Consider the following 14,171-nt stretch of genomic DNA (forward strand, 5'->3'; position numbering starts at 1 on the left):
GTTGCAAAATTGTTTATTTAATGTGATTTTTTAGATTCGGGAAGATGGAATAGGGGACGAATTCTGTCGAACGTTCCTGAAAAAACTAAATAAACAACAACATTTGACAGAGAAGATGGAAGATGAAGAACTCAACCCAACGTGCGCTGCAATTAAATGCGCTGAGTTTCTCAGTGCTGATGGCTATAGGATATCCGGTACTTGCAGAAGAAGCGCCTGCTACGGATAGAAAAACCGGTGAGAGTGTGGAACGAATTGCCGTTGTCGGTTCGCGGGCGGCTCCTCGTTCTGTGGGTGAATCTCCGGTGCCGGTAGATATTATCGGTAGCGAAGAGTTTACCAAGAATGGTGCTACGGACATGAATGATCTGATGGGAAAAGTGGTCCCGTCATACAATGTCAATGCGCAACCCATTAGTGATGCGGCCACCTTAGTGCGCCCAGCCAACATGCGCGGTTTGGCACCTGATCACACCTTGGTGCTGGTCAACGGCAAACGTCGCCACCGTGCCTCAGTGATTGCTTTCCAAGGGGCAGGGATTTCAGATGGTGCTCAAGGGCCTGATATCTCGGTCATTCCCGCTATTGCGCTTAAGCAAGTCGAAGTGTTACGGGATGGTGCAGCCGCACAGTATGGCTCTGATGCTATTGCTGGGGTGATTAACTTTCAATTAAAAGATAGTGCGGAAGGTGGTGAACTTGAATTCCGTAGTGGCCAATATTATGAAGGCGACGGTACGCTGTCGCAGGTGGCCGGTAATATCGGCCTGCCATTAAGTGCTAACGGTTTTGCCAATTTCAGTTTTCAGTATCGTGCCCAGGATGATACCAGCCGTAGCGTACAGCGTGATGATGCGGCGGCATTGCAGGCGGCAGGTAATGCTGATGTGCCTGATCCTGCGCAGATCTGGGGCACGCCGGAAACCAAGTCCGATCTGACGCTATTCTTTAATGCTGGCCTAGATCTAAATGATCATCAGAAAGCCTACATGTTTGGTAACTGGGCCCGTCGTAATGTCGAAGGTGGTTTCTTTTATCGTAATCCGTCTAACCGTTCTGGAGTTTACAGCAACGATGGTGGTGCTACACCGTTAGTGGGAGATTTGACCGGTGATATGTCTGGTAACTGTGCCGGGATGACTATTGCTGAGGCGATGGCATCTGACGTCTGTTTCGTGTTTAACGAAATGTTCCCAGGTGGTTTTACGCCACGCTTTGGCGGTATTGTGACAGACTCCTCGCTGGTGGCGGGGGTGAAAGGTGATATGGCTAGTGGCCTGAGCTACGACTTCACGGCGTCTTATGGACGTAACGAATCAGACTTCTATATCAAAAATACTGTCAATGCCTCTCTCGGCCCAGAGACGCCAACGACGTTTGATCCCGGTAAATATGTCGAGATGGAACGTGGTCTGAACCTGGATTTTGATTATCTTGGCTTTGATACTTGGAGCCTGGCAGCGGGGCTGGAATATCGTCGTGAAACCTTTGAAATTTACAACGGCGATCCCTATTCCTTTGAGATTGGCCCGCTGGCGTCGCAGGGATTTGGTATTGGTTCCAACGGTTTTCCCGGTTTTAAACCTGAGGATTCAGGTAGCTGGAGCCGCGGGAACGCCGCAGTCTATCTGGATGTTGAGAAAGAGCTGAGCAACGATCTGCTGGTGACAGGTGCCGTGCGTTATGAGCATTATGACGACTTTGGCTCCACCACTAATGGTAAACTCAGTGCCATCTGGAGCATCAATGACAATTTCTCGTTGCGTAGCGCGGCCAGTACCGGGTTCCGGGCGCCAACCGTGGGGCAGAACAATGTTCGTAACGTAACGACTGCATTCGGTCCTAATGGTCTGGAAGATCAAGCAACGCTGCCACCGACCAACCCTATTTCGGTGCAGAAAGGCGGTAAACCACTGGATCCGGAAAAGTCAGTTAACTTGTCATTTGGCGGTGTATATAACGCCAACAACTTCTTCCTGACGGTGGATTATTTCCATATCAAGTTGAAGGATCGTATTACCCAAACGTCACCACTGACGCTCACGGATGAAGATAAAGCAGCGCTGGTTTCTCAGGGTATCCTAGATGCCAGCAGTTTCTCTGCCGTACGCTATTTTACCAACGACTTTGATACCACCACCCAAGGTATCGATTTGGTCGCGACTTACACGCCAGAATGGTTGGACGGCAGCAGTTTCTCGCTGGCTTACAACTGGACGGAAACGACAGTGGATAAGTTCAACCCAGACAATATCAGCGCGTCTAAGGTGAAGGCGTTAGAGGAGTCACTGCCTCATCACAAAGGCTCTTTGACCTACAATCAGGCTTTGACGGCTGATTTACGCGCTATGGTGCGGCTCAATTACTACGGCGCTTATTGGGAAGATCATCTGGGTTCTGATGGCGAGTTGCCCATTGATGTCAGCAGTGCCTTTACCGTAGATGCGGAACTGGGATATGACATCAACGATGACTGGAATGTGTCCGTTGGTGCGCAGAATCTGTTGGATACCTATCCAGATGATAACCCTTGGGCAGGTGTTGCTGGGGCGAAATATCCGATCACTTCTCCCTATGGCTTTAATGGCGGCTTCTACTATGGACGCGTGACTTATCGCTTCTAATTCCGCTGCCACGGGGCAAACATATTGATCTGTTACCCCGTAGCCACTTTTATCTCTTGACAGACCAGTTTGCTGGTCTGTTTTTTTACCGCTTATCAGATCGGCGGTGTGGTGTTCCGGGTAACTGGTATATAGTGTGCATTTACATTTAGCGGGGTAACCCGCTGTAACAATGGCATTAATGGTGAGGGAGTTTGTGGCATGAGTTGGAGTATGTGGCTGGGGTTGTTAGCGATCTGCTGTTTAGGCGCGGTGTCGCCAGGACCTAGCCTCGCAATGGTGGTACGACACACACTTGGTGGCGGTCGGGCACAAGGGATAGCTTGCGCTTGGGCTCATTCCATTGGTATTGGCACCTATGCATTGATAACTCTGCTGGGATTAGCCGCAGTGCTGAAGCATTCTCCTATGTTGTTTAAAGTCATTGCGATCGCGGGTGCCCTGTACCTGGCGTGGTTGGGGATCAAAGCGCTGCGATCAACCGGCGGTATGCAACAGAAACTGGCGGCAGGTAAGCGCTCCAGCGTGTTGGAAGCGGCACGCGATGGCTTAGCGATTTCCATGTTGAATCCCAAAATCATGTTATTTTTTATGGCGTTATTCAGTCAATTTGTGTTGGCAGCGCAACACAGCGCCGGCAAAGGACTGATCGTTATTACGCCGATTGTGGTTGATGGCCTTTGGTACACCTTCATTGCTTTTATGCTGTCGCAACCGAAGATTCTCGATAAGTTGCGTCATAACGCCACGGTGATCGACAAACTGACAGGCGGCGTATTATTGCTGTTGGCATTGCGGGTGGTGGTATCGCTGTAACAGCCATTGGATTAAACCGGGCGCTGTGGCAGATATTGCAATAAATGGCTGCGTAGTGCTTTGATCAGTGGCGTCAGTTGGCGGCGGTCTGGCAACAACATATACAACGGGGCGGCTTCGCCCTGCCAGTCTGGACATAGCTGCAGGAGTCGGCCTGCAGCTAGATCAGCAGTAATATCTAGGCGTGATTTATAAGCAATTCCATCCCCAGCAATGGCCCAGCGCCGTACCATATCGCCATCATCAGCCACACGGTCGCCTTTGACCTTGACGCTGATAAATTCCTCTGCCCGGGTAAATCGCCAATGGTCGTGAACTGTATCTGCCAACATAAAACACAAACAGTTATGGCGATAAAGTTCCTGCGGATGCGTTGGAGTGCCATAGCGCGCAATATAATCGGGTGCAGCGCACAGCACCCGGTCATTTTCAGGGCGTAATGGCAGGGCGATAAGCGCCGAGTCTGGTGGCTGACCATAACGGATCACCAAATCGACTGGCTGCCGGTAGATGTTAGTTAGATGATCACTCATCTGCAGTCTTAGTTCCACCTGTGGATGTGCCGCCATGAAACCGTCGAGTAGCGGTGCTAACAGGTTACGCCCCAGATCTGACGGCAACGACAGGTGTAGCTTACCCTGTAACGCTTCCCTACCACTGCGTAACAAATTTTCGCCCAGTTCCAGTTGTAACAGTGCCTGTTCACAATATTGCAGGTAGTGCTCACCATCTTTGGTCAAGCGCAGGCTGCGGGTGGAGCGCACAAATAGCGGGGCTCCCAGTTGCAGCTCCAGACGCTTGATTGCGGCGCTGGTGGCGGCTGGTGTTAGGTTCATGGCGCGGGCGACGCTGGATAGATTGCCTTGTCTGGCCGTTGCAACAAAGATCTGTAAATCCTGCAGTGCTCGTAGCATCTTTGGCTCAGTTGATTCAGGAATGGCAGCTATGTATTTTCAAATATTATTTGAATCTATTATTAAATATCAATGGTTTTTCCCGTTGCGGATGCCCGGTAGATTAGATACGGGAATCACCAACACATTGTTAATACGCCACGACAGAGGGGAACATCACGATGAAGGCTGTGGGATACAAACTAGCGCACGTACTTGGCGGTAACGACACTTTAACGGATATTGAATTGCCTACACCCATCGCTAAAGGGCATGACTTACTGGTGGCTGTGCAGGCCATCTCCGTGAATCCGGTGGATACCAAAATCCGCAGTCGGGTTGGCGGCGAGAACGGACAATACAAAGTACTAGGATGGGATGCCGTTGGCACGGTACAACAGGTGGGGGAATTAGTGACGGCCTATCAGCCTGGCGATCGCGTCTGGTATGCCGGAGATATCTCGCGCCCTGGCAGTAATGCTGAATTACAGCTGGTTGACGAGCGCATTGTTGGGGCGGCGCCTAAAACGATTAACAACTTGGAAGCGGCGGCATTACCGCTGACCGCATTGACCGCTTGGGAACTGCTGTTTGACAGACTGGCGTTACCGATGGCCGCTGGTAAGGGGAAAGCACTGCTGGTCGTTGGTGCTGCGGGTGGGGTGGGTTCCATTCTGGTGCAACTGGCACGGCAATTAACGGACGTCACGGTCATCGCGACCGCTGGCCGTCCACAGTCTAAAGATTGGCTGTGTTCATTAGGCGCGCACCATGTTATCGATCACCATCAGTCATTGAGTGAGCAAATTAGTGCATTGGGTCTGGCGGGCGTAGAATGGGTCGCCTCTCTGAATAATACCGATGAACATATTGAGCAGATCGTGGCGTCATTATTACCGCAGGGACATCTGGGGTTGATTGACGATCCAGATGTTTTCGATGTGAAGCTATTGAAACGTAAGAGTTTGGCATTGCACTGGGAGTTTATGTATACCCGTTCGTTATTCCAAACCGAGGATATGATGCGGCAGCAACAGATCCTTAACGAGTTGGCAAAACTGATTGATAATGGTCGTGTGAAAACCACCGTGAATGAGCATTTCGGTATTATCAATGCGGCGAATCTGCGCAAGGCCCATCAACTGCTAGAGTCTCACCAAGCCAGAGGCAAAATTGTTCTGGAAGGTTTTTAAACGACTCCACTGGGAAAAATGGGCAACTTTAGAAGGCGCCCATTTTTCTTGGTGTCCGTCATGCAGATAGCGTTCAAGGACGGAATTGTTGTACATCGCTACTGCCATCGTCCTCTGCCGCGTTAGCTGGTGGATTGGCAATATGATCTTCCAGATTGTCATCCAGCATTTCCCGGTATTCGTTAGTGAACCACTCCAGAGCACTGCTCTTTTCGGCTTTCAAATCGCCGGATTTGACCGCGGCTTCAAACGCGTTAAAACGGGCAGCGGCAAAGCGCAACGCTGTACCAATTTTGCCAAGGTCTTCATGTTGCTGCGTTAGCTCGTTGGCGAGGGCAATAAACTGATCCGCGAGCTGAAAAATGGTGGTTTCATTGTTGTTGGCTTGTGACATCATATATTTGCTCTTGCTAATGGTTTAGGCGCCGATTTTACTCAAATCTGTTCAGTCGCCAAGCAAAATCTGGCGTGCTACTGGCAGATTATAGGGCGGCAGTAGTATTTTACTTTGGTGCAGCGCCCAATCTGCCGCTACTGTATTGAGCCTCTCCTTCACCAAAGCTCCAATCATCTCGGCTGTTACTGAAAAAAGAGATCACCAAATCTTGGGGGGCAATAGCGCATTGTTGCTGCAGTGCGGTACTCAGGCGTTGCATGAACAGATGCTTTTGCTCGAGGCTGCGGGGACTGGTAAAGACTCTCAGCACTATCACATCGCGACTGCGCTCATAGCCGAGCCCAGTGTCTTCAATCACCATCTGATAGTCCTTATTTTCATGGACGATTTGATATCTGTCGCGCGTCGGTACGCCAAACACATCCAGTACTACCTGATGGCTGCAATCTAGGATCTTACGCACCGCTGTTGGCGTACGCCCTTCAATCATATCGAATACCAGTAACGGCATAATATTGGTTCCTTACGACAATTCGTGTGGTCGATTGTAAGTCTGACGGCTGCATTTTGCACTAAGGCGCCCAAGGAGGGAGGGAACTCCTTGTCTGAAACGCTGCCAGCTTTTAAGCTGTGGCGATTTCGTCTATAGGGGAACGCCATGGTTGATAGTTGGCAGAGTTTTATTGCCGAAGAACAGCAGCAGCCATATTTTCAAAAACTAAACGCATTTTTGGCTCAGGAAAAACGTGCTGGCAAGGTGATTTTCCCTCCCGAAGCCGATGTTTTTCGCGCCTTTGAACTGACACCTTTGTCTGCGGTGCGGGTGGTGTTGCTGGGGCAGGATCCCTATCATGGTGTGGGTCAGGCTCATGGGTTATGTTTTTCGGTAAAACCGGGCGTGCCGTTGCCCCCCTCATTGAAGAATATCTACAAAGAGCTGGCCGACGATATTGAGGGATTTCAGATCCCAGCGTCGGGCTTTCTAGAGCATTGGGCGCTTCAGGGCGTATTGATGCTCAATACGGTATTGACCGTTGAGCAAGGCAAGGCTCACTCGCATGCCAAAGCGGGTTGGGAAACGTTCACCGATCACGTGTTAAATCTTTTAAATCAACAGCGCAAGCCGATTATTTTTGTGCTGTGGGGCGGTCATGCCATAAAAAAAGGGCAACTTATCACTGCACCGCAGCACCGGATTATCAGTGGGCCCCATCCATCACCTTTATCCGCTTACCGTGGTTTTTTTGGATGTCATCATTTTTCAGCGATCAATCAGCAGTTACAGGCATGGGGTCAACCGGCCATTGACTGGCAGCCTTGATGCTGACCAAAAATACTGAAACAATCAAAGCCCGACTATATTGGGGCGAATAACAATGAAACCAATTCTGATTACAGGTGTTGGCCGGCGGCTAGGGTTGGCAACCGCTAAAGCGTTGTTAGCTGATGGCTGGCCGGTGATTGGCACCTATCGCAGTCACTATCCGGAACTGGATGAGTTACGCAGCCATGGCGCGGTGTTATATCGCATCGATCTGTTGCAACCTCAGGCGCTGACCACCTTCATTGACTGGATACGGCAGGAGTGCAAAGGGTTGCGCGCGATTGTTCACAACGCCTCCGATTGGCTTGCAGAAGACGCGGGCGTCCCAGTGACCGAGGTTTTTCAGCAGATGATGGCGATCCATGCAGGGGTGCCTTACCAGTTAAATCTAGCGTTGGCGGAGTTACTCGACACTGAAGAAATTGGTGGCGCGGATATCATTCATGTGACTGATTATGTTGCGCAAAAGGGCAGTGCCAAGCACATTGCTTATGCTGCCAGCAAAGCTGCACTAGAAAATCTCACACTATCGTTTGCTGCTAAATTGGCACCGACCATCAAGGTCAATAGTATCGCTCCAGCGATGATGCTGTTTAATGAGCAAGACGATGCGACATACCGTGAGAAATCTCTCGCCAAAGCCTTGTTGCCTAAAGTGGGGGGCGATGTGGAATTTGTCTCAGCGGTGCGTTATCTGCTGCACAGTCGCTACATGACGGGCAGTTGCCTGAATCTTGATGGTGGCCGACCACTAAAATAACCGGCCGAATCGTGCTCGGTGTTAAGTGGTTAAATGGTGGTAAGTCTTATAGTTATCAGCGTGATGAACATGCTACGTTTGCCTCGGTATCAGCGGCTCTGCCTAAGTCTTGGTTTTCTGGAGAGATGTACTTCTTCGCGCTGCTTAGCTACCAAGCGTTTTTTATAGACACTTGGTTTGGACATTGAAACCGTTGCATTGATTGTGTGACGTTCATAGAGTGACCCATGATGTCATGACGGACTGTCGAAATGGAAACACCGGCAATGGCAGTTTTTTTGTTGTTATAAACCCGTGATAACTTCTGATATTGCATGATATTTCACTATCGTTGCTCGCTTGTTATTCCGCTTCTGAATCTCTCTTAACGAAATACCCAATATGGCTGCCAAGATAAATGTCTGTTGCAACGTGAGTGTGTACTCACAACATGGTTACATCTCTTTGCCGATGCAACACACTGTCACTTTTAAAGTGGGTAATTATATTTATTGATAAGAAATATAATAATCAGAATTACAAAAGAACACGGCTAATACCCCCAGCTATCAATAATCATTCCATTTAATAGGGGGGTTTTGCCTTTATTTAGTAATCCATATTCTTAATTTTGGAAAGAATACGCAGGATATTCGTTCATTGCCGGAGGTTCTATGAAATCTCAGTTGCATTTGATGACCATTGCTTTTTTATTATTCTTATTAATATTCAGTACATTATATGCAAAAGATGCGTGTGCTGAGGTCGGTCAGGGAGCAGCGATAAACTACATCCATGGTGAAGGAGAACTCGATGGTGTAAAGCTTGCGTATCAGGTTTACCTGGATACGCTGCAAAACATCAGCCCAGATCTTGAAGTTGCATTAGAAACCAGCGTCAATTTCTGGCGCTATGGTGAGCAACATAAACACGATACTGATTTTGTGCTAGCGGTGTCGCCTATCTTACGTTATCCGCTATCTAGCGGGCATTGGGTTGATACATATCTGGAGGGGGGAATAGGCGTTGCATTTTTAGATGACACTTATTTTGCGGGCAAGGATGTAGGATTACATTTTCAATTCGAAGATCGCATTGGATTGGCATTTCGTTTTGGGAAAACACATAAACAGACGGTGTCGTTAACTTATCTGCATTACTCCAATGCGGGACTGAGTAAACACAACCCTGGTATCGATTTGCTGAATTTGGCCTACAGTTGGCGGTTCTGAGATTCGCTAGCGCTTTTTTGGGGCGAGATATTCAGTGGCGGCGGCCGTAAAATGACTGGTTAACGCCAAAACGCTGGCAGAGGGAGATATAACAAAACGCCTATCGTCGGCAATGCACCATGAACCCATCATTGCGACACCAGCCGCTATCTTATTATTAGGATTACTTGGTATTCAAAACCGGGCTTTGCCTATCTCATCGGCGCCCTATGTTGGTCTGCAGAATAGTGTAGAGGCAGGCAGTTATCAGAGGATAATTGCACTAAAATGCGGCTGTGCAGCTTTTAGTGGCTTTGTTATACTCCGTCCCCTCTTGTTTAGCAGGTCCTGAACCATGGTACAGATATATACCCCCGCGCAGTCTCTTCATGCTGATAATATGCTTGAGTTGCTCGCCCCTGCAAAAAATGCCGACTACGGCATTGCGGCTATCAGTCATGGTGCCGATGCTGTGTATATTGGTGGGCCAGCATTTGGCGCACGGGCCACGGCTGGCAATAGTGTGCAAGATATTGAGCGTCTATGCCGGTTTGCCCACGGCTATGGGGCGCAGGTGTTTGTGGCACTTAATACCATCCTCAGTGACCAAGAATTGCAACAAGCCGATAAGCTGATCGGGGAGCTTTATCAAGCGGGGACTGATGCGCTGATTGTGCAGGACATGGGCATTTTGCAGTTGGATTTACCCCCCATCGCACTGCATGCCAGTACGCAAACCGACAACCGTACCCCTGAAAAGGTGGCGTTTCTGGAACAGGTGGGATTCTCGCAGGTTGTGCTGGCACGGGAACTGAGTCTCGAACAGATCCGGGCGATCGCTGCTAAGGTAAAAACTCGTCTGGAGTTTTTTATTCATGGTGCACTTTGCGTCAGTTACTCTGGACTGTGTAATCTGAGCCATGCCTACAGTAAACGCAGTGCTAATCGTGGCGAATGCTCACAGATGTGCCGCTTGCCGTGCAACCTCAAGACTCGTGATGGGGAAGTTCTGGCGGAAAACCAGCATCTGCTGTCGCTGAAAGACAACAACCAGACTGATAATCTGCAGGCTCTCATCCAAGCGGGGATCCGTTCCTTCAAAATTGAAGGGCGCTTGAAAGACCTGAGTTATGTGAAAAATGTCACCGCGCATTATCGGCAGCAGCTAGACGCAATTATGGCGCAATCGCCAGCGCTGCAACCCTCATCACACGGGCGTTGTGAGTACACTTTTACCCCTAATCCAGACAAGAGTTTTAACCGTGGTAAAACGGACTATTTTGTTAACCAACGGCATGGTGGTCTGAATGATTTCCGCACGCCTAAGTATTTAGGACAGAGTGCTGGCCGGGTAAATCGCATCGGCAAGGATTGGTTTGAGATCAATACCGATGGTGCAGAGGCCGGAGCGCTGCATAACGGTGATGGTTTGTGCTATTTCACCATCGATTTTGCCAAGGCGGTGCATTCAGATGCCAAGCTCAACGGCATTCGGGTTAACCGTGCTGAGGGCAACCGTGTCTGGCTGGCCGCTGCGGTGCCGGGCGACCTGCGGGTGGGTGTAGAACTGTTCCGCAACCTTGATCATGATTTTGAAAATTTACTCAGTAAAGAATCCGCCAAGCGCTTACTGGATGCCGATTTACAACTGTTCGATACTGATGATGGGCTGGGGCTGGCTATCAGCGACCGTCATGGCAATCGTGCTGAAGTCTGCATCAGTTGTGAGCGGCAAACTGCCAACGATCCGCAAAAAGCACAACAACACCTCTATGCCAGCTTAACCAAGTTAGGGGGGACTCGCTATCGTGCTGGTAACGTTGAGATTGCCACTGCACAGCCTTGGTTTGTGCCAGCTGCGTTGTTGAATGGGCTACGCCGCGATGCCGTGGCGGCATTAGAACAGGTCCGTGAGCATAATTACCAACGGCCGCAGCCCTGGCCGCGAGATCCTAACGCGATGTTCCCGCAGAAATACCTCAGCTATTTAGGGAATGTGAACAATGCCAGTGCTAAGGCTTTTTATGAACAGCATGGCGTGATTAAGATTGAACCATCTTACGAGCAGAACCAGTTGCTGGAAGATACCCCTTTGATGATCACCAAGCATTGTTTGCGTTATAGCTTTAACCTGTGTCCGAAAGAACACCCTGAGCTGAAAGCAGAGCCAATGCAGTTGGAGGTGGGTAACGATACGCTTAAATTGGTATTCGACTGCCTCAAATGTGAGATGCTGGTGGTAGGTAATAACAAGTTATAAGCGCCACATGTTGGTTACAAATTTTTACAGTTTTTGAGGTTTTTTTGAACTCAATCAAACAAGCGTTTGGCCTTGCCGCTTAAGCTGAAACTGATAAAGCGGACAAGTGGGGAGGCCAAAATGCCAAAAGCTCTGTTTGAACGTAGTTTTGTCATGCTGTTGGGAATTATTACCCTAATTCTGTTGTCATTCACCATGTCTGGTGAGTATTCCACACCATTATTGAAATTACCGCCACTCGCGTTAGCTGCTGGATTGTTGGTAACCACTGGGGTTGGCATCTGGTCGGTACAATTAGGTGGCCGCGCCTTATGGGTCTTGCCGTTGGCATATCTGGTGCTGTTGGCGCTGGGAGCGATGATAGCTCCGTCATCGGTGGTTTTGATGATTGCCAAAGCCAGTATTCTGCTGTCGGTATTTGTGGTGGGTATGTTGATTGCCGGAAACATCAGATTAGCAACCCATGTGGCGGCGGCGCTGGTGGGCATGTTGGCATTCTCCCATGGTTACGCCTATGGTCATGCCAATATTGGATTCGTTGGCTGGCAGCAAGGACTCAGCCCTTATGATCTGCTGTTGGTATTGTTACCGGGATTGGCTGCCGCGCTGCTGATGAGTCTGTTGGGGGAAGCGACCTGCTCAACACTGGTAAAAACCCAGCATAAGCCCGTAGCATACGGCATTGGTGGCATGATGCTGTTGGCGGGATTGTTGATGGTATTGCTAGATTAGCGACAAACAAAAGAGAGTGTGGAATTGGTCGGAGCGAGAGGATTCGAACCTCCGACCCCTGCCTCCCGAAGACAGTGCTCTACCAGGCTGAGCTACGCTCCGCTCCGACATTCCTGACGTTGCAGTGCGACACAATAACCACCGCCGCCCTGCAACGCTGCGTATGATGCCACAAATTTTGCCTAAGCGTGATAGCCAAAATATCGTTTGCTGTAAATTTGAGCTGAATTTCGCGAAATCTATTTAGATAGATTTTTCATCATATCGACAATGGCATACAAGCCATTGCTGCGCGAAGGGCTAAGCTGGCCTGCTAACCCTAAATGGGCAAAATAGGTTTCTGCTGAAAAGGCGGCCAGCTCGGTAGCGCTAGCGTTATTCATTCCTGCGAGTAAGAGGGCAATCAAACCTCTAACAACGCGGGCATCACTATCCGCCAGATATAGATGTCGCTGTTGTTGCTGTAGATGATACAACCACACGGCACTTTCGCAGCCACTGACGCGCGCCGCATCCTGTTGCCATTGTGGCGGTAATTGGGGTAACAGTTTGCCCGCTTGCATCAGCAAGCGATACTTGTCCTGCCACTGATTGGCGGCAGCAACCGCCTCGGCAGCCTGTTGTAACTGCGGTTGTTGCTGCAAAAACAGTGCAAATAACGGTTGGTCTGGTTGCTCCATGAGTGCCTCTGTTACTCGCCTGTTAGCAGGGTAATTGTGGTACGTAATGCTTGAATAAAACGAGTAATATCGTCGGCGTTGCTATAAATCCCCAACGAGACGCGGCAGCAGCCTTTTAGCCCCATGGCGTCCATCAATGGCATGGCACAGTGATGACCGCAACGAATGGCAACGCCTTGTTGATCCAGCAAAATCCCCACATCTTGGTGGTGTTCATCTGCGAGGTTAAACGCAATTGCGCCGCGGTTGTCTGCATGGGCACCGTAAAGCGTAATTCCCGGTAGCGCGGCGAGTTGTTGCTGTAACTGCTGCAGCAATTGTTGTTCCTGCTGCTGCGCGTTGTTGCGGTCAACACTGTTAAGAAAGTCGATGGCTGCACCCAAGCCGATCACTTCGGCAATCGGCGGTGTGCCTGCCTCCAGACGGAAGGGGAGTTCGCCAAACTCAGTCTGGGTAAAGCTCACGGTTTTGATCATTTCGCCGCCAGTAAGCATAGGCTCCAACGTTGCCAATAACGGCAGTCGTCCCCACAGCACGCCAACTCCGGTAGGGCCATACATCTTGTGGCCTGAAAAGGCATAAAAATCACAGCCAAGCTGTTGCACATCTACTGGCAGATGACCAATAGCCTGGGCGCCATCTACGACGCAAATAGCCCCCGCGGCGCGGATTTCCTGCGCCAAGGCTGCAATATCGTTAACGGTGCCAAGCACATTGGATACGTGATTTAGGGCGACCAATCTAGTGGGCTGTTGCAGTAATGTCCCTAATGCTTGCCGATCCAGTCGCAGTTCGTCGGTCAGTGGAATAGCGATTAGCTCTGCGCCACATCGCTGTGCTAATTGTTGCCATGGCACTAGGTTAGCGTGATGCGCGGTGCTGTCCACCAGAATGCGGTCACCGGGCTTAATGTGCTTATTCAGGCCATAGGCCAATAGGTTCAGTGCTTCGGTGGTGCCGTGAGTAAAAATCACCTCTTGTGGATGGGCGGCGTGAATAAACTGCTGCAGTTGCCGACGTACCGCCTCAAAGGCGCTGGTTGCCGTGGCCGACAGCTGGTAACTACCACGGTGAACATTCGCATTGTAACGACGGTAATAGTCATCCATCGCCTGTATCACCCGCTCCGGCTTTTGGCTGGTGGCAGCGTTATCGAGATAACACAGTGGATAGCTGCCCATCATCTGGTTCAGAATTGGAAATTGCTGGCGAATTGGGGAACGGCTCATGGTGGTTTATCTAAAATCAAAAGGCGCACAGATCTTCAAAGATTTGTGCGCCTAATGCAAGCCCGTTGCTCAG

The 14,171-nt window shown here is 50.0% G+C and carries 13 protein-coding genes and 1 tRNA gene; 8 read left to right on the forward strand and 6 right to left on the reverse strand.

Features of this window, described 5'->3' with window-relative positions:
* The first annotated feature begins 122 nt into the window (after positions 1-122).
* Together J3L11_RS16840 and J3L11_RS16845 are read left to right on the forward strand one after the other, a co-directional pair.
* The gene (locus J3L11_RS16840) at positions 123-2,624 is read left to right on the forward strand and encodes a TonB-dependent receptor (RefSeq protein WP_133037843.1); all 2,502 of its coding nucleotides are present in this window, start codon (positions 123-125) and stop codon (positions 2,622-2,624) included.
* Between the two features lie 201 nt (positions 2,625-2,825).
* Positions 2,826-3,440 (forward strand): LysE family translocator, encoded by a 615-nt coding sequence (locus J3L11_RS16845; RefSeq protein ID WP_133037842.1) that lies wholly within the window; start codon positions 2,826-2,828, stop codon positions 3,438-3,440.
* Positions 3,441-3,451: 11 nt separating this feature from the next.
* Here the strand turns inward: J3L11_RS16845 and J3L11_RS16850 are convergent, their stop codons facing one another.
* Positions 3,452-4,354, reverse strand: coding sequence for a LysR family transcriptional regulator (locus tag J3L11_RS16850; RefSeq protein ID WP_133037841.1), 903 nt, complete (start codon positions 4,352-4,354; stop codon positions 3,452-3,454).
* A 161-nt stretch (positions 4,355-4,515) separates the two neighbouring features.
* Here J3L11_RS16850 and J3L11_RS16855 point away from each other — a divergent pair, with 161 nt between their 5' ends.
* Complete coding sequence (locus J3L11_RS16855; protein ID WP_133037840.1) at positions 4,516-5,526, forward strand: zinc-binding alcohol dehydrogenase family protein; 1,011 nt, start codon at positions 4,516-4,518, stop codon at positions 5,524-5,526.
* A 73-nt stretch (positions 5,527-5,599) separates the two neighbouring features.
* Here J3L11_RS16855 and J3L11_RS16860 read toward each other — a convergent pair whose 3' ends face one another.
* Together J3L11_RS16860 and J3L11_RS16865 are read right to left on the reverse strand one after the other, a co-directional pair.
* Positions 5,600-5,920 (reverse strand): DUF3144 domain-containing protein, encoded by a 321-nt coding sequence (locus J3L11_RS16860; RefSeq protein WP_133037982.1) that lies wholly within the window; start codon positions 5,918-5,920, stop codon positions 5,600-5,602.
* Positions 5,921-6,029: 109 nt separating this feature from the next.
* A complete protein-coding gene (locus J3L11_RS16865; RefSeq protein WP_133037839.1) occupies positions 6,030-6,434 on the reverse strand; it encodes a tautomerase family protein in 405 nt (134 codons plus the stop codon).
* 147 nt (positions 6,435-6,581) lie between these two features.
* Between J3L11_RS16865 and ung the strand changes: the two genes are divergently transcribed.
* The 5 genes from ung (at position 6,582) to J3L11_RS16890 (ending at position 12,189) form a co-directional block, all read left to right on the forward strand.
* Positions 6,582-7,244: a uracil-DNA glycosylase gene (gene ung / locus J3L11_RS16870; RefSeq protein ID WP_133037838.1), complete on the forward strand. Its 663-nt coding sequence runs from the start codon at positions 6,582-6,584 to the stop codon at positions 7,242-7,244.
* A 55-nt stretch (positions 7,245-7,299) separates the two neighbouring features.
* Positions 7,300-8,007, forward strand: a complete 708-nt coding sequence (gene folM, locus J3L11_RS16875; protein WP_207571727.1) for a dihydromonapterin reductase — start codon at positions 7,300-7,302, stop codon at positions 8,005-8,007.
* Between the two features lie 653 nt (positions 8,008-8,660).
* On the forward strand, positions 8,661-9,218 hold the full coding sequence (locus tag J3L11_RS16880) for an acyloxyacyl hydrolase (protein ID WP_242695306.1): 558 nt from the start codon (positions 8,661-8,663) through the stop codon (positions 9,216-9,218).
* Between the two features lie 334 nt (positions 9,219-9,552).
* Positions 9,553-11,457 (forward strand): U32 family peptidase, encoded by a 1,905-nt coding sequence (locus J3L11_RS16885; RefSeq protein ID WP_207571728.1) that lies wholly within the window; start codon positions 9,553-9,555, stop codon positions 11,455-11,457.
* Between the two features lie 120 nt (positions 11,458-11,577).
* Positions 11,578-12,189, forward strand: a complete 612-nt coding sequence (locus J3L11_RS16890) for a HupE/UreJ family protein (protein WP_207571729.1) — start codon at positions 11,578-11,580, stop codon at positions 12,187-12,189.
* Between the two features lie 25 nt (positions 12,190-12,214).
* On the opposite strand, the gene J3L11_RS16895 is transcribed toward J3L11_RS16890, so the two are convergent.
* From J3L11_RS16895 to J3L11_RS16905, 3 genes are all read right to left on the reverse strand, one after another.
* Positions 12,215-12,291 (reverse strand) — tRNA-Pro (locus J3L11_RS16895).
* A 137-nt stretch (positions 12,292-12,428) separates the two neighbouring features.
* Positions 12,429-12,869: a SufE family protein gene (locus tag J3L11_RS16900; RefSeq protein WP_207571730.1), complete on the reverse strand. Its 441-nt coding sequence runs from the start codon at positions 12,867-12,869 to the stop codon at positions 12,429-12,431.
* 11 nt (positions 12,870-12,880) lie between these two features.
* Positions 12,881-14,098, reverse strand: a complete 1,218-nt coding sequence (locus tag J3L11_RS16905) for a cysteine desulfurase (RefSeq protein ID WP_207571731.1) — start codon at positions 14,096-14,098, stop codon at positions 12,881-12,883.
* Between the last annotated feature and the right edge of the window lie 73 nt (positions 14,099-14,171).

Origin of the sequence: Shewanella sp. 4t3-1-2LB, from assembly GCF_017368415.1 — a bacterium.
Classification (GTDB): Bacteria; Pseudomonadota; Gammaproteobacteria; order Enterobacterales; family Shewanellaceae; genus Shewanella; species Shewanella fodinae.